Annotated in this window: 15 protein-coding genes and 1 riboswitch; of the genes, 6 read left to right on the top strand and 9 right to left on the bottom strand. The window is 52.3% G+C overall.

What is annotated here, in order from left to right:
* Positions 1-122 precede the first annotated feature (122 nt).
* The 7 genes from thiH to LC431_RS25480 form a co-directional block, all read right to left on the bottom strand.
* Positions 123-1,301, bottom strand: coding sequence for a 2-iminoacetate synthase ThiH (gene thiH / locus LC431_RS25510; protein WP_013577407.1), 1,179 nt, complete (start codon positions 1,299-1,301; stop codon positions 123-125).
* The gene (locus LC431_RS25505) at positions 1,298-2,077 is read right to left on the bottom strand and encodes a thiazole synthase (protein ID WP_131638569.1); all 780 of its coding nucleotides are present in this window, start codon (positions 2,075-2,077) and stop codon (positions 1,298-1,300) included. The genes thiH and LC431_RS25505 overlap by 4 nt, the downstream gene beginning before the upstream one ends.
* 1 nt (position 2,078) lies before the next feature.
* Positions 2,079-2,279, bottom strand: coding sequence for a sulfur carrier protein ThiS (gene thiS / locus LC431_RS25500; protein WP_037035715.1), 201 nt, complete (start codon positions 2,277-2,279; stop codon positions 2,079-2,081).
* Positions 2,276-3,025 carry a HesA/MoeB/ThiF family protein gene (locus LC431_RS25495; RefSeq protein ID WP_112197870.1) on the bottom strand — a complete coding sequence of 250 codons (750 nt, stop codon included), beginning with the start codon at positions 3,023-3,025 and terminating at the stop codon, positions 2,276-2,278. Before LC431_RS25495 ends, thiS begins: the two co-directional genes overlap by 4 nt.
* Positions 3,018-3,671, bottom strand: a complete 654-nt coding sequence (gene thiE, locus LC431_RS25490) for a thiamine phosphate synthase (RefSeq protein ID WP_013577403.1) — start codon at positions 3,669-3,671, stop codon at positions 3,018-3,020. Before thiE ends, LC431_RS25495 begins: the two co-directional genes overlap by 8 nt.
* A complete protein-coding gene (thiC, locus tag LC431_RS25485) occupies positions 3,668-5,632 on the bottom strand; it encodes a phosphomethylpyrimidine synthase ThiC (protein ID WP_153376798.1) in 1,965 nt (654 codons plus the stop codon). The genes thiE and thiC overlap by 4 nt, the downstream gene beginning before the upstream one ends.
* Before the next feature lie 122 nt (positions 5,633-5,754).
* Positions 5,755-5,881, bottom strand: a riboswitch (TPP riboswitch).
* A 73-nt stretch (positions 5,882-5,954) separates the two neighbouring features.
* A complete protein-coding gene (locus LC431_RS25480) occupies positions 5,955-6,470 on the bottom strand; it encodes an Rsd/AlgQ family anti-sigma factor (protein WP_013577401.1) in 516 nt (171 codons plus the stop codon).
* Positions 6,471-6,569: 99 nt separating this feature from the next.
* Here LC431_RS25480 and nudC point away from each other — a divergent pair, with 99 nt between their 5' ends.
* The 6 genes from nudC to LC431_RS25450 all read left to right on the top strand — a co-directional run bounded on the left by nudC (position 6,570) and on the right by LC431_RS25450 (position 11,001).
* Positions 6,570-7,346 carry an NAD(+) diphosphatase gene (gene nudC, locus LC431_RS25475; RefSeq protein ID WP_013577400.1) on the top strand — a complete coding sequence of 259 codons (777 nt, stop codon included), beginning with the start codon at positions 6,570-6,572 and terminating at the stop codon, positions 7,344-7,346.
* A 71-nt stretch (positions 7,347-7,417) separates the two neighbouring features.
* Entirely contained in the window at positions 7,418-8,482 is a 1,065-nt protein-coding gene (gene hemE / locus LC431_RS25470) for a uroporphyrinogen decarboxylase (RefSeq protein WP_013577399.1), read from the top strand.
* Between the two features lie 9 nt (positions 8,483-8,491).
* Positions 8,492-9,172: a deoxyribonuclease V gene (gene nfi, locus LC431_RS25465; RefSeq protein WP_013577398.1), complete on the top strand. Its 681-nt coding sequence runs from the start codon at positions 8,492-8,494 to the stop codon at positions 9,170-9,172.
* 70 nt (positions 9,173-9,242) lie between these two features.
* Positions 9,243-9,833 carry a YjaG family protein gene (locus tag LC431_RS25460; RefSeq protein WP_013577397.1) on the top strand — a complete coding sequence of 197 codons (591 nt, stop codon included), beginning with the start codon at positions 9,243-9,245 and terminating at the stop codon, positions 9,831-9,833.
* 190 nt (positions 9,834-10,023) lie between these two features.
* Positions 10,024-10,296, top strand: coding sequence for a nucleoid-associated protein HU-alpha (gene hupA / locus LC431_RS25455; RefSeq protein ID WP_013577396.1), 273 nt, complete (start codon positions 10,024-10,026; stop codon positions 10,294-10,296).
* 18 nt (positions 10,297-10,314) lie between these two features.
* Positions 10,315-11,001 (top strand): DUF1481 domain-containing protein, encoded by a 687-nt coding sequence (locus LC431_RS25450; RefSeq protein WP_369794811.1) that lies wholly within the window; start codon positions 10,315-10,317, stop codon positions 10,999-11,001.
* 219 nt (positions 11,002-11,220) lie between these two features.
* Here the strand turns inward: LC431_RS25450 and purD are convergent, their stop codons facing one another.
* Positions 11,221-12,510 (bottom strand): phosphoribosylamine--glycine ligase, encoded by a 1,290-nt coding sequence (gene purD, locus LC431_RS25445; RefSeq protein WP_112152632.1) that lies wholly within the window; start codon positions 12,508-12,510, stop codon positions 11,221-11,223.
* A gap of 46 nt (positions 12,511-12,556) precedes the next feature.
* Complete coding sequence (gene purH / locus LC431_RS25440) at positions 12,557-14,146, bottom strand: bifunctional phosphoribosylaminoimidazolecarboxamide formyltransferase/IMP cyclohydrolase (protein WP_013577393.1); 1,590 nt, start codon at positions 14,144-14,146, stop codon at positions 12,557-12,559.
* Positions 14,147-14,840 lie beyond the last annotated feature (694 nt).

The following is a 14,840-nucleotide window of genomic DNA, read 5'->3' as shown; positions in this document are numbered from 1 at the left end:
CGATAACCTGTTCCGGCTATTTGGAAGCAGCGCCGGGATGAGTGGCGCCGGCCAGTTGCGAATATGCAGTGGCAAAAGCACATTAATGCTCCTGGCCTGCTGGTGCGAGGGGCAAAATTACTTTATGGAATCTGCATTCCTGAGAGTTTACTTGTTTGCCATCCGGCGACATTTTCCTGCGAGACGCGCCCCAAAAAACTGTCCCAGTCTTTCCAGACCGGTTGCAGCCCGGCTCGGGTCAATGCGTTCGCTACGTGCTGAGGTGAACGGTTGTCGTGCGGTGCAAATTGTTCAAGTTCAGGATGATTATCGGCATAGCCACCGGGCTGTGTTTTAGATCCTGCACTGACAGTGTTGATCGCCAGCGGAATAACGTGATCCCGGAAATAGGGGGATTCGCGTGTCGACAGTGAGAGCTCGACATCCGGCGCGAGCATTCTGAAAGCGCAAATCAGTTGTAACAGCTGATTTTCTTCCAGCAGGGAAGCCGGTTCGATGCCACCGGTACAAGGTCGCAGTCTTGGAAACGCCACCGAATAGCGACTTTGCCAGTAGGTTTGTTGCAGATACAACAAATGTTCGGCCACCATATAGCTGTCAGTCCTCCAGTTGCCAGAAAGTCCGAACAGCGCCCCCAAACCGATTTTGTCGATTCCCGCACGCCCGAGCCGGTCTGGTGTTTCCAGCCGCCAGAAGAAATCCTGTTTCTGTCCGCGAAGATGATGCAAAGCATAGGTAGGCGCGTGATAGGTTTCCTGATAAACCAGCACGCCATCCAGCCCCAGCGTTTTCAGCTCAGCATATTCTTCCTGTTGCAGCGGCTGAACCTCAATCATCAGTGAATCGAAATGGCTTCTGATCGCGGGGAAATGACGGCGGAAATAGTCCATGCCGACCTTTCCCTTATGTTCGCCGGTGACCAGCAACAGATGTTTGAAACCCAGCGCATTCAGCGCTTCGCATTCCCGCCTGATTTCATCTTCGTCCAGCGTTTTACGTTTGATTTTATTGCTCATCGAAAAGCCGCAATACGTACATTCGTTGGCGCAAAGATTGGATAAATACAATGGCGCGAAGAAATTCACCGTATTGCCGAATCGCTGGCGCGTGAGTTGTTGCGCGCGTTGCGCCATCGGTTCCAGGTAAGGCAGCGCGGCGGGAGAAATCAATGCCATGAAATCTTCACGACTGATTTTGTTGCGGCTGAGCGCCTGTTCGACATCACGGGATGTTTTGCTATTGATACGCAGTGAAATATCATCCCAGTCCAGCGTTGACCACACATCTGTGAAGTTATTCATGACAACACCTGCGAGGTATTGAGGAAACCGGTCAGCGGGCTGGATGCGCTGGCGTGTCGTTGTCTGCCGCCTAATCCGCTTTGACGGGTGATAATCCCGGCCTGAACGGCCAGCCTGAATGCCGTTGCCATAGCAACCGGATCACCTGCGACAGCAATCGCCGTATTGACCAGCACGGCATCGGCCCCCATTTCCAGCGCTTCAGCGGCCTGGCTTGGTGCACCAATGCCAGCATCAACAACGACCGGAATGCGAGCCTGCTCGATGATGATTTGCAGAAAATCACGGGTTTGCAGCCCCTGATTGGAACCGATCGGCGCACCCAGCGGCATGACGGCGGCGCAGCCCGCTTCTTCCAGACGTTTACACAGCACCGGATCTGCGCTGCAATACGGCAAAACAACAAATCCCTGTTTCACCAGAATCTCTGCGGCTTTCAATGTTTCAACGGCATCGGGCAGCAGATATTTTACGTCGGGATGAATTTCAAGTTTCACCCAGTTTGTGCCCAGTGCTTCTCTTGCCAGTTGTGCGGCAAATACTGCCTCTTCAGCTGTTTTAGCGCCCGATGTATTGGGCAGCAAACGGATGCCGAGCTGTTGCAGAGGAGACAGAATATCATCACCTCCGCGACGCAGATCGATGCGTTTCATCGCCATAGTCACCAGCTGAGAGCCAGATGCTTCAAGCGCCTGTTGCATCAACGCCGGACTGGCGAATTTTCCTGTTCCGGTAAAAAGGTGCGACGTGAATGTGGTATCAGCAATTTTTAACATGTCAGCCTCCGGCTATCGCCTGAAAGAGCAAGATCTCATCACCGTCTTCCAGTAAATGAGCTGGCCAGTTATCACGGGGGATAATGACCTGGTTAACCGCCAGTGCGCTGCCTGCAGGGTTTAACGCCAGCAAATTGAGCAGGTTTAGTAACGTGAGCGGTTGACTGAATTGGTGTGGTTCATCATTGACCAGAATGTTCACACGTGGCCTCCGCAGATGGCACAGGCAGATGAACGCGTGAGTTGCAGTGAACGCCAGTTTTGCGTTTTTCCATCGAACAGACGTAATTTGCCGCTCAGTACAGAAGGCAGACCAGCCAGAATCTTCAGCGCTTCCAGTGCCTGCAATGTACCGATGGTACCGACCACCGGGCCGAGCACGCCGGATGTACGGCAGTTGCGCTGTACGGTTTCCTGATCCGGATATAAACAGGCGTAACAACCGTGAGCGTAAGGGGCTTCAATAACCAGAAGTTGTCCGCTGAATCCGACGGCGCTGCCGCTGATCAAGGTTTTACCGGCATCCACACAAACTTTATTAACTGCATGCCGGGTTTCCATGTTATCGCTGCAATCCAGAACGATATCGGCGTCCGATACGGCACGGGTCAATGCTTCTCCCGACAGACGTTCCGTGATGGCCACCGCTTCGCAAAGCGGATTCAGGCGCAGCAGTTCACGCTTTGCCAGAACGGCTTTGGGCTGATCGAGATCTGCCGTACGGTAGAGGATTTGCCGCTGAAGATTGGTGATATGCAATTGATCGTCATCGGCCAGAATCAGCTTACCTACGCCTGCTGCTGCCAGGTACAAGGCTGCGGGAGAGCCGAGGCCACCAAGGCCGACAATCAGTACTTTCGCCGCCTGTAATTTTTCCTGTGCCAGTGGACCGAATTCCTCCAGCATCAACTGGCGGCTGTAGCGCATAAAAGCCGCATCGTTAAGCATCTTGCGGCACCTTGCTGGCGCATAAGGCCAGCAGTTGTGCCGTCGCTGCACGCCAGTCCGCCGCCTGAGTAATGGCACTGACGACGGCTATACTGCCGACGCCGCAGTCGAGAACCGACGCCGCGCGGTCGATGCTGATCCCACCAATGGCCACCGTCGGAAAGCTGCCATCGAGCTTCTTAACATGTCGGGTGAGTTCTGCCAGCCCTTGCGGCGCCGAAGGCATATCTTTGGTCTGCGTCGGGAAGATATGGCCGAGGGCGATGTACGAAGGATTCACCGCGACAGCGCGTGCCATTTCAGCATCGTCATGCGTGGAAACGCCCAGCCGTAAGCCGGCCTGACGGATAGCCTCAAGATCGGCAGTATCCAGATCTTCCTGACCCAAATGCACCCCATACGCCTGATGCTTGACCGCCAGACGCCAGTAATCGTTGATGAATAACCGGGCCTGATATTTTTTACCGAGCGCGATGGCATCAATAATTGCTGGCTCGGCTTGCTCATCAGGCAAATCTTTCACACGCAGTTGCAGTGTTTTAACGCCCGCGTCCAGCAGACGGGCAATCCATTCCACGGTATCAACGACCGGATATAAACCGAGGTGGAATGGAACGGCAGGAAAGGATTGAGAGGACGGATTCATTTGCTGCTCTCCGAACTGAGGTTATCGGCCGGGTGATAAAGCTCACCGCCGCGCGAACGGAATTCGGCAGACATCTGCGCCATACCGGATTCAACGAGTTCTATTGGCTGGGCTTTGGCTTCAAGCGCAGCGGCGTAATCGCGAACTTCCTGAGTGATTTTCATCGAGCAGAATTTCGGGCCACACATCGAGCAGAAGTGTGCAACTTTGCCGGATTCCTGCGGCAGCGTTTCATCGTGGTAGGCGCGTGCCGTTGCCGGATCGAGAGCCAGATTAAACTGATCTTCCCAGCGGAATTCGAAACGCGCTTTTGACATGGCGTTATCGCGGATTTGGGCACCGGGATGGCCTTTAGCTAAATCGGCAGCATGTGCTGCGATTTTGTAGGTAATCAAACCCTGCTTAACGTCTTCTTTGTTCGGCAGGCCCAGATGCTCTTTCGGCGTGACATAACAGAGCATGGCGCAGCCAAACCAGCCAATCATCGCGGCGCCAATACCGGACGTAAAGTGATCGTAACCCGGCGCGATATCGGTAGTCAGCGGACCAAGGGTATAGAACGGGGCTTCGTGACAATGCTCGAGTTCTTCGGTCATGTTGCGGCGGATCATCTGCATCGGCACATGTCCCGGACCTTCGATCATCACCTGAACATCGTATTCCCAGGCAATTTTGGTCAGTTCGCCCAGCGTGCGTAATTCGGCGAATTGTGCTTCGTCATTGGCATCCTGAATCGAACCCGGACGCAGGCCGTCGCCCAATGAAAGCGAGACATCATAGGCGGCGCAGATTTCACAGATCTTGCGGAAATGCTCAAACAGGAAGCTTTCGCGATGATGTGACAGACACCATTTCGCCATGATCGAACCGCCGCGCGACACGATCCCGGTCAGGCGTTTGGCGGTCATCGGCACATAACGCAGCAACACACCGGCGTGAATGGTGAAGTAATCGACGCCTTGCTCGGCCTGTTCAAGCAATGTATCGCGGAATATTTCCCAGTTCAGATCTTCGGCCACACCGTTCACTTTTTCCAGGGCCTGATAAATCGGCACGGTGCCGATCGGTACCGGACTGTTACGCAGGATCCATTCACGGGTTTCATGTATATAACGTCCGGTGGAGAGATCCATTACGGTGTCCGCGCCCCAGCGTGTCGACCACACCAGTTTCTCCACTTCTTCTTCGATGGAAGATGTCACCGCCGAGTTGCCGATATTAGCGTTCACTTTCACCAGGAAATTACGCCCGATGATCATCGGCTCTGATTCAGGGTGGTTAATGTTGGCGGGAATAATCGCGCGCCCGGCTGCCACTTCCTGTCGCACAAACTCTGCAGTGATACTGGCGGGCAGATGCGCGCCAAAGCTTTCGCCGGGATGTTGCTGGCGCAGAACCTCGCCGCGGATCCGTTCACGCCCCATATTTTCGCGAATGGCGATAAATTCCATCTCAGGTGTGATGATGCCTTTGCGGGCGTAATGCAGTTGCGTGACATTTTTACCCGCAATGGCTTTGCGCGGGCGCGGCAGGTGTTCGAAGCGGAGGTGGTCCAGCCCGTCATCCGCCAGCCGCTGCTGAGTAAAACCGGAACTGACCTGTGAAAGTTCCTGCGTGTCCGCACGCTCGTTTATCCAGCGGGCGCGTAATTTTCCCAGACCGGTATGCACGTCGATAACTGCCGCCGGATCACCGTAAGGTCCGGCGGTGTCGTAAACAGGAATTGCTTCGTTTTCTTCGAACTGCGGATTGTCTTTGCCGCCGCCGACCAGCGTCGGGCTGAGCTGGATTTCACGCATCGGCACGCGGATATCTTCGCGGTCAGCTTCAAGATAAATACGCCGGGAGTTGGGGAAAGCTTCGCCCTGCAAGCTGTCGATAAACGATTGTGCCTGCGCGCGTTGTTCACGGCGATTTGACGGTTTCTTTTCAGAAATAACGGGTTTTTGGGTACTCGACATAGCAAATTCCTCGCAAAAAAACGTGATGGAAAATTGCTTGTCAGGAGGTTTACGGCAGGAGTAAAAATGGGCGGTGCAGCACGGGCGGCCTTATGCAGGCAGATGCCTGATTGCGCTGAACGCATAACATTACTCTTGTTCCCTTCGCGGGTACTAACCCGATCAGGTTCCGCGGATCCCGAATTAACGGTCTCAGCCTGGCGTAATTCTCAACAGAAAATTATGCGCTAGGCACTCCGACAAGAAGCCTCAATATAGGAGGCGTTTTTTTAAACTACAAGTAAAACCATAACCCTGAGCAGGGTTTTATTGTGGCAACGTGTTAAGCCGGTCTGGCGAGATCAGGTTCATTTTCCGAAGGTGGCACACTCTCCGGGGCTGGCTCAAAAGCCATGATAATTAATTGATCTTCCAGTTGAAAACGGGCATCTAATGCCTCACCGATATCCGATAATGCATAGTGAAAGGCGAAAGCATTGTCATCGTCAATATCAGTTTCTGTGTAACTGTCATGGAAAGCCATGATAGCTTCAGTATTCAGCTCCAGAGCAGGGTAGATTTTTGCCGCCTGTACTTTTTTCGGGCTGCCTGCGCCATCGACTTCTTCAATGATGCGTGGATAGAGATGAAAATGCCCGGCAGAAAGATAGTCGACCAGATGATGGCAAAAACTGTCCAGCGCCTTTTCATTCAAAGGTGTATGTTTTTCTTTATTGGGTTTCAGACCGACGAAAGTGCAGTACGAAACCAGCAGTTCTTTGCGTGCGTGCAGCCATTGATCCACTAACTCATTACTGCCACCAACGCGTTGGGTCAGTCTTTCCAGACGATTTAGCATGGTTGACTCCGTGAGCGACAAAAAAAGTAACCAAAAGTTACTAATATGTAAATATCTTACTCAGATTGTCAGTCCCGACGAGGTTATGCAACAACAATTATGGAATTACAGATTACTGAGCAACACAACGGTTGGTGGATCATCAGCCAGGAAGGCAAGCTATGGCTGCCTGAGGGTGAACTGCCGTTTGGCAGCGCCGCACAATTTTCTCTGACCGGTAAAACAGCGCGGCAGATCGGCGAATGGCAGGGCGAACCTGTCTGGCTGGTTCGTCAGACGATGCCAAACCATATGGTTTCTGCCCGTCAGTTGCTGGATCAAGATCGCGGATTATTCCAGTTGGTCGGGCGTGGTGTGCAGTTGTCAGAGTTTTACCGTTCTCACAAGTTTTGCGGTTACTGCGGACATGAAATGCACGTCAGCAAAACCGAGTGGGCTGCACTCTGCGGGCACTGTCGCGAACGCTATTATCCGCAGATTGCGCCCTGCATCATTGTGGCTATCCGTAAGGGAGATGAGATTTTGCTTGCGCAGCATGTCCGTCATCGTAATGGTATTCACACGGTTCTGGCGGGTTTCGTGGAAGTCGGAGAAACGCTGGAAGAAACTGTGGCACGTGAAGTGATGGAAGAAAGTAACATCCGGGTGAAAAATGTCCGTTACATCAGTTCCCAGCCCTGGCCGTTCCCCAATTCGCTGATGATGGCATTTATGGCGGATTACGACAGTGGCGACATACAGCATGACCCGAAAGAGTTGCTTAACGCGAACTGGTATCGCTTTGATGCATTGCCGCAGTTGCCACCGCCCGGGACGATTGCGCGCCGCCTGATTGAAGACACCGTTGCCCTTTGTCGTGCCGAACACGAAGAGTAGAGGCGATTTTACGTGATAGAATGCTGTCAGATGATTGTCGGGCGGCCCGAATACTGAAGGAAAGAGCAAGAATGAATGAGTTGAAAAACGACCGTTACCTGCGTGCTTTGTTACGTCAGCCAGTGGACATTACACCGGTCTGGATGATGCGTCAGGCTGGTCGTTATTTGCCGGAGTACAAAGCAACCCGCGCTGAAGCCGGTGATTTTATGTCGCTGTGCAAGAATGCCGAGCTGGCCTGTGAAGTGACTTTGCAGCCGCTTCGTCGCTATCCGCTGGATGCGGCGATCCTGTTCTCTGACATCCTGACCATTCCTGATGCGATGGGGCTGGGGCTCTATTTTGAAGCCGGTGAAGGCCCGCGTTTTTCTTCACCACTGACGAATCGTGCCGATGTCGAAAAACTGCCGGTTCCGGATCCTGAAATGGAACTCGGGTATGTCATGAATGCCGTGCGTACCATCCGTAAAAACCTGCAAGGTGAAGTACCGCTTATCGGTTTCTCCGGCAGCCCGTGGACGCTGGCGACGTATATGGTAGAAGGGGGCAGCAGTAAAGCCTTCACCAAAATCAAAAAGATGATGTACGCCGATCCGGCGACTATGCATCTGTTACTCGATAAAGTGGCAGACAGCGTCATTCTTTACCTTAATGCACAGATCAAAGCTGGCGCCCAGTCTGTGATGATTTTTGACACCTGGGGCGGCGTGTTGACTCCTCGCGATTACCGCGAATTCTCCCTGAACTATATGCACAAAATTGTTGATGGTCTGATCCGTGAAAACGAAGGACGTCGTGTGCCGGTGACTCTGTTTACCAAAGGCGGTGGTCAGTGGCTGGAAGCGATGGCCGCAACGGGGTGCGATGCGCTGGGTCTGGACTGGACCACCGATATTGCCGATGCACGCCGTCGTGTGGGTGACAAAGTCGCGATTCAGGGCAACATGGATCCTTCAATGTTGTATGCCTCGCCAGTGCGTATAGAACAGGAAGTGGAGACCATTCTGGCCGGTTTCGGCAAAGGCAATGGTCATGTGTTCAATCTGGGCCACGGCATTCATCAGGATGTCCCGCCGGAAAATGCGGGTGCCTTTGTGGAAGCGGTGCATAGCCTGTCCCGGCAATATCACGAGTGAAATCCCGGTATGATCGATACCCGTGCTTTACGTGAAGAACAAAGGATTCTCGCAGATCAGATCGAACTGCAGGATCCGCCAGGATTTATCACTCCCGCGTTGATCGCGGGAGTGGATGTCGGTTTCGAACAGGGCGGTGAGGTGACACGTGCGGCGGTGGCTGTTTTACGCTACCCAACGCTGGAACTTGTGGAATATCAGATTGCCCGCATTCCCACTGTTATGCCATACATTCCCGGTTTCCTTTCCTTCCGCGAACTTCCCGCACTGCTGCAAGCCTGGCAGCAACTCTCATTGCAGCCTGATTTGGTTTTTGTCGACGGGCAAGGGATCGCGCATCCGCGCCGTCTCGGCGTTGCCAGTCACTTTGGTCTGATGATCGACGTGCCGACGATTGGTGTGGCGAAAAGTCGTCTATGCGGTCAGTTCCTGCCATTAGGCGATGAACTACACAGCCGCCAGGCGCTGTACGAAGGGGATGAACAGATTGGCTGGGTGTGGCGCAGCAAGCTACGCTGTAATCCATTATTCATCTCACCCGGTAATCGTATCAGCATGGATTCATCGTTTTATTGGGTCGAACAGTGCATAAGGCAATATCGTCTGCCGGAGCCTACCCGTTGGGCGGATGCCGTGGCATCAAACCGGGCGGCGTTTCAACGCTGGCAACGGTTGAGTGATGATCTTTAGGAATCAAGGAATAGGGATATTGATTTATTTCAGGTAAACTCCCGCGCAGAAAAGTTAACGAGATCAACTCATGTTACGTAATCCAATTCATTTACGTCTCGAAAAGCTGGAAAGCTGGCAACACGTGACGTTTATGGCGAGCTTGTGTGAACGCATGTATCCGAACTATCAGGCATTTTGCCTGGAAACCGGGTTTGGCGAACCACAGCTTTACCGCCGCATCCTGGATTTAATTTGGGAAACGCTGGTGGTAAAAGACGCCAAGGTCAATTTTGACTCACAGCTCGAAAAACTGGAGGAAGCGGTGCCTTCTTCTGATGATTACGACATCTATGGGGTTTATCCGGCCATTGATGCGTGTATTGCATTAGGCGAACTGATTCATTCGCGTCTGAGTGGCGAAACGCTGTCTCACGCGGTTGCCGTCAGTGAGACGTCAATTCGTACTGTCGCGATGCTGGAAATGACTCAGGCCGGGAAAGAAATGACCGATGAAGAACTCAAAGTCATTCCTGCCGTTGAAGAAGAATGGGACATCCAATGGGAGATTTTTCGCCTGTTGGCTGACTGTGAGGAGCGTGACCTGGAATTAATAAAAGGGTTACGTTCTGACCTGCGTGAAGCTGCTGTCAGTAACATTGGCATAAATTTAGCGCAATAAGGCAAGAAAACGTGATTTAACGCCTGATTTGTCGTGCCTTAAGGCTTCACATCCGCACCCTGTCTGGTCTACATTTGGGGGGCGTAAAAAAAGTGGCTATCGGTGCGTGTATGCAGGAGGGTGCTGTCAATCGGCATATCCGTCGCACTTGATGCTTTGCAAACGATAAACACACTGTAAAGGATAACTTATGAACAAGACTCAACTGATTGATGTAATTGCGGACAAAGCTGATCTTTCCAAAGCACAGGCCAAAGTTGCTCTTGAATCTACCCTGTCTGCTATTACCGAGTCTCTGAAAGAAGGTGATGCTGTACAATTAGTTGGTTTCGGGACTTTCAAGGTAAATCATCGTAACGAGCGTACTGGTCGTAACCCACAGACTGGTAAAGAAATCAAAATCGCAGCTGCAAACGTGCCTGCGTTCGTTTCTGGTAAAGCTCTGAAAGACGCTGTTAAGTAATTGCTTGCAGTGAAAAGAATAAGCGGGGGGGCCTTTAAGGCCCTTCAGTTTATCACCCCCGGACTGGTAGCAGGTTTACTGGTGCTCGGTCTGGTGGGTTGCAGTTCTAAAAAAGGCCCTGAGTTATTCTTTGCCAGCGGCTATGTCGCTGATCAAGGTATCAACCGGCTCTGGCGCGAAGACAGCGCACAGCACGAGCCTCAAACCATTCTCAACGTCTATAGCCCCTATTACGGCGGCGATACAATTATTACCCGATACGAATTCCAGCAGGGGCAATTGCACCTGATTAAAGAAACCCATGCGACTAAAACTGATTTGGGTGTCATGCTGCGTTTTGACGAGGGTGGCAACGTTAGCTTTATGCAGCGACAACTCCCTGAGCGCCGCGAGAAGTTATCGTCAGACGAAATCGAACGCTATAAATATGAAGCGTCAAAAACCCTCGATCTGAGCAATGCGCTGCGGGCAGGGAATGTCCGGCTGGTCCAGGCACGCTGGCGCAAAGGGTTAATAACGACCTGCGCAGGCGAGCAGGTGACGCCGGCACTGACCGTCCGTTCACAGGTCTGGCTGGCGAAACGGGCCAGCCGAAGTAATGATAATCTGGGCTTAGCCTGGCTGACGGCTCCGCAAGGCAACGAACTGTTGCTGGTCGCCAATGAAGATTTCTGTAAATGGGAACCAAAAGAGTCTGATCTCTGATCCCGTTTTCACTATTGAAAAGGCACGCCGAAGCGTAATGCCGGTCACTTAAGCATTTTTATGAATACAAATTCATTTTTGTGCTTCAAAGGATAATGAAGGAATCAGGCTTATAGCGCTATTTTTCTTCATCGAAGGCCCAAATTCACGGGCCTCATTTCCTTAAGTGACCGGCATTACGCCGAAGCGTGCCTTTTTTGATCGTCGGGTGAGATGTAATTACTGATTACGTTCGCGGTCGATGGCGCGATAACCGATGTCTTTGCGGCAGAAACTACCTTCCCAATGAATGTCTTTCGCTAAATCATAAGCGCGTGCCTGGGCTGCTTCCACCGTTTTACCCAATGCCGTCACACATAACACGCGACCGCCATTAGTGACCACACGTTCATCCTGCAAACGGGTCCCGGCGTGGAAGACTTTACCATCCGGCACTTCTTCCAGCGGCAGGCCATGAATAACGTCTCCGGTTTTATAATCAGCAGGATAGCCACCGGCTGCGAGCACGACACCCAGAGACGGGCGCGGATCCCACTCAGATGTTTTATCACCCAGACGACCTTCAGCACCGGCCAGGCATAAATCCACAAGATCAGAACGCAGACGTAACATGATCGGCTGAGTTTCCGGATCGCCGAAACGGCAGTTGAACTCGATCACTTTCGGCTGGCCGTCGGCTGAAATCATCAGACCGGCATACAGGAAACCGGTATAAGTGTTATTTTCCGCCGCCATACCGCGAACAGTCGGCCAGATGACCTGATCCATCACGCGTTGATGGATTTCATCGGTTACGACCGGCGCCGGAGAATAGGCTCCCATGCCGCCCGTGTTCGGACCGCTGTCGCCGTCACCCACGCGTTTGTGATCCTGACTGGTCGCCATCGGTAACACATTGCTGCCGTCGACCATGACGATGAAACTGGCTTCTTCGCCATCGAGGAATTCCTCGATAACAATGCGATGACCTGCATCACCGAAAGCATTTCCCGCCAGCATGTCGTGAACGGCGTCTTCCGCTTCTTTCAACGTCATCGCAACAATGACGCCTTTACCTGCTGCCAGACCATCGGCTTTGATGACTATCGGTGCGCCTTTGCTGCGCAGATAAGCCAGGGCGGGTTCGATTTCGGTGAAGTTCTGATAATCGGCACTTGGGATGTTATGGCGAGCCAGAAAATCCTTAGTGAAGGCTTTAGAACCTTCCAGTTGCGCGGCTTCCTGCGTCGGGCCAAAAATTTTCAGACCGGCTGCACGGAAAGCATCAACCACGCCAATCACCAGCGGCGCTTCAGGGCCGACAATCGTCAGCCCGATGTCATTACTTTTAGCGAAAGCCACCAAACCGGCGATATCCGTTGCGGCGATATCAACGTTTTCCAGTAACGGTTCCAGCGCGGTACCGGCGTTGCCTGGTGCAACAAAGACTTTATCAGCCAAAGGTGACTGCGATGCCTTCCATGCCAGTGCATGTTCACGCCCGCCGTTACCGATAATTAAAATATTCATTCGAAGACTCCGGGTGAGCGGGCGCATCGCACCCGCTAAAAGAAAATTAATGACGGAAATGGCGCATGTCGGTGAACAGCATTGCAATGCCGTGTTCGTTAGCCGCGGCGATCACTTCATCGTCACGGATAGAACCGCCTGGCTGGATAACACAGGTAATACCTACCGCTGCCGCAGCGTCGATACCGTCGCGGAACGGGAAGAAGGCATCAGAAGCCATTACGGAACCGGCTACTTCCAGGCCTTCGTCAGCGGCTTTAATACCGGCAATTTTAGCGGAGTAAACGCGGCTCATCTGGCCTGCGCCGATACCGATGGTCATTTTGTCTCGGGCATACACAATGGCGTTGGATTTGACGAATTTTGCGACTTTCCAGCAGAACAGGGCATCTGTCAGTTCCTGCTCTGTCGGCTGGCGCTCGGATACCACACGCAGATCAGCGGTATCAACCATACCCAAATCGCGATCCTGAACCAGCAGGCCGCCGTTAACACGTTTGAAGTCGAGCGCTTTCTGGCGACCTTCCCATTGTCCGCAGGTCAGTACACGAACGTTTTGTTTCGCGGCGGTGAGTGTCAGTGCCTCGGCACTTACCGATGGTGCGATGATCACTTCCACAAACTGACGGCTGATGATCGCTTTTGCCGTTTCAGCATCCAGTTCACGGTTGAAGGCGATAATGCCGCCGAAAGCTGAGGTCGGGTCAGTCTGATAGGCGCGTTCATAAGCTGCCAGTATGCTGTCGCCGATAGCAACGCCGCAAGGGTTGGCGTGTTTGACAATGACGCAGGCCGGTTCAGCAAACTCTTTCACACATTCCAGAGCCGCATCGGTATCCGCAATGTTGTTATAGGAAAGTGCTTTGCCCTGCAGCTGGGTAGAAGTGGCAACCGAAGCTTCGCTGACGTTCTCTTCTATATAGAAGGCAGCGTTCTGATGGCTGTTCTCGCCATAACGCATATCTTGTTTCTTTATATAGCTGAGATTCAGTGTGCGCGGGAACTGGCCGGAAGCCGATTCAGTATCACCGTGGTAAGCCGGAACCATCGTGCCAAAGTAGTTAGCAATCATGCCGTCGTAAGAGGCGGTGTGTTCAAAGGCTTTAATCGCCAGGTTGAAACGGGTCGCCAGCGTCAGCGAGCTGTTGTTGGCATCCATCTCTTCAATAATAGAAGCGTAATCGCTGCTCTTTACTACGATCGCCACATCTTTATGGTTCTTCGCTGCCGAGCGAACCATGGTAGGGCCGCCGATATCAATGTTTTCTACCGCATCTTCCAGTGAACAATCTGGACGTGCGACGGTTTGTGCGAACGGATAAAGGTTAACGACCACCATGTCGATTGGCGCAATGGAATGTTGTGCCATGATTTCATCATCTTTCCCGCGACGACCGAGGATGCCACCGTGAACTTTCGGGTGCAGGGTTTTGACGCGTCCATCCATCATTTCCGGGAAGCCGGTGTAGTCAGAGACTTCAGTGACTGGCAGGCCGGCTTTCGCCAACAGGCTGGCGGTGCCGCCAGTGGAAAGTAATTCAACGCCACGCGAAGACAGAGCCTGGGCGAATTCTACGATACCGGCTTTGTCAGAAACACTGAGCAGGGCACGGCGGATTGGACGAGATTGTTGCATGGTGGTTATATCCTTGGCTTTGGAGTCGCAGTAAAGAGCGTTATCTGAATTCAATGACGCTTTTCTTCTCTTTATATAGAGCAATTTGCAGAAAAACGCGGGATTGAGCTTGGATAACTTCCCTTCGGCGACTGACTTTTCATTTATTACCCCTAAAGGGCAGTGAAAACTGACGCGCGAAATTGTAGCGAAAACGATTGCGCGACGCTCGCAAAATTTGAGATTCCTGCGCCTCTGTGGATAAATCTGTGCAAAACACGGTATAAGCAGTGGGTTTGCTGTGTAATGCAGCAAACGGTGTTTTTTCTTAAAATTAGCCCTTGCGGCCTGCTGAGAACTCCCTATAATGCCGCTCCATCGACAGGGAACAACGTGAACAACATGACGAAGTGACCGGGTCGGAAAGATTAAAAGCAGCGGCAACCGGATAAAATAAACGGTTGACACTGAATGAGGAAAGCGTAATATACGCCACCTCGAGTTAGCAAGCGAAAGCGCGTAACTCACTGCTCTTTAACAATTTATCAGACAATCTGTGTGGGCACTCACAAGACGATATCAGCCACCTCGGTGGCAAAAAATATCAAGTCTTAGAGTGACCAAGCAGTAATTCATTTAGTTGAATTATTACGAAGTAATCTCTGAGCACCGCTTCACTTGTTGAAGCAAATCGAACTTTTAATTGAAGAGTTTG

Source organism: Rahnella sp. GSA61A (assembly GCF_019969905.1).
Classification (GTDB): Bacteria; Pseudomonadota; Gammaproteobacteria; order Enterobacterales; family Enterobacteriaceae; genus Rahnella; species Rahnella aceris.
This window is presented reverse-complemented; position numbering and strand designations above follow the sequence as displayed.

What these genes read in the sequence shown, in the direction of transcription:
- thiH (WP_013577407.1), bottom strand. Translation starts at nt 1,301, where the DNA reads ATGAATAACTTCACAGATGTGTGGTCAACGCTGGACTGGGATGATATT.
- LC431_RS25505 (WP_131638569.1), bottom strand. Translation starts at nt 2,077, where the DNA reads ATGTTAAAAATTGCTGATACCACATTCACGTCGCACCTTTTTACCGGA.
- LC431_RS25495 (WP_112197870.1), bottom strand. Translation starts at nt 3,025, where the DNA reads ATGCTTAACGATGCGGCTTTTATGCGCTACAGCCGCCAGTTGATGCTG.
- thiE (WP_013577403.1), bottom strand. Translation starts at nt 3,671, where the DNA reads ATGAATCCGTCCTCTCAATCCTTTCCTGCCGTTCCATTCCACCTCGGT.
- thiC (WP_153376798.1), bottom strand. Translation starts at nt 5,632, where the DNA reads ATGTCGAGTACCCAAAAACCCGTTATTTCTGAAAAGAAACCGTCAAAT.
- LC431_RS25480 (WP_013577401.1), bottom strand. Translation starts at nt 6,470, where the DNA reads ATGCTAAATCGTCTGGAAAGACTGACCCAACGCGTTGGTGGCAGTAAT.
- nudC (WP_013577400.1), top strand. Translation starts at nt 6,570, where the DNA reads ATGGAATTACAGATTACTGAGCAACACAACGGTTGGTGGATCATCAGC.
- hemE (WP_013577399.1), top strand. Translation starts at nt 7,418, where the DNA reads ATGAATGAGTTGAAAAACGACCGTTACCTGCGTGCTTTGTTACGTCAG.
- nfi (WP_013577398.1), top strand. Translation starts at nt 8,492, where the DNA reads ATGATCGATACCCGTGCTTTACGTGAAGAACAAAGGATTCTCGCAGAT.
- LC431_RS25460 (WP_013577397.1), top strand. Translation starts at nt 9,243, where the DNA reads ATGTTACGTAATCCAATTCATTTACGTCTCGAAAAGCTGGAAAGCTGG.
- hupA (WP_013577396.1), top strand. Translation starts at nt 10,024, where the DNA reads ATGAACAAGACTCAACTGATTGATGTAATTGCGGACAAAGCTGATCTT.
- purD (WP_112152632.1), bottom strand. Translation starts at nt 12,510, where the DNA reads ATGAATATTTTAATTATCGGTAACGGCGGGCGTGAACATGCACTGGCA.
- purH (WP_013577393.1), bottom strand. Translation starts at nt 14,146, where the DNA reads ATGCAACAATCTCGTCCAATCCGCCGTGCCCTGCTCAGTGTTTCTGAC.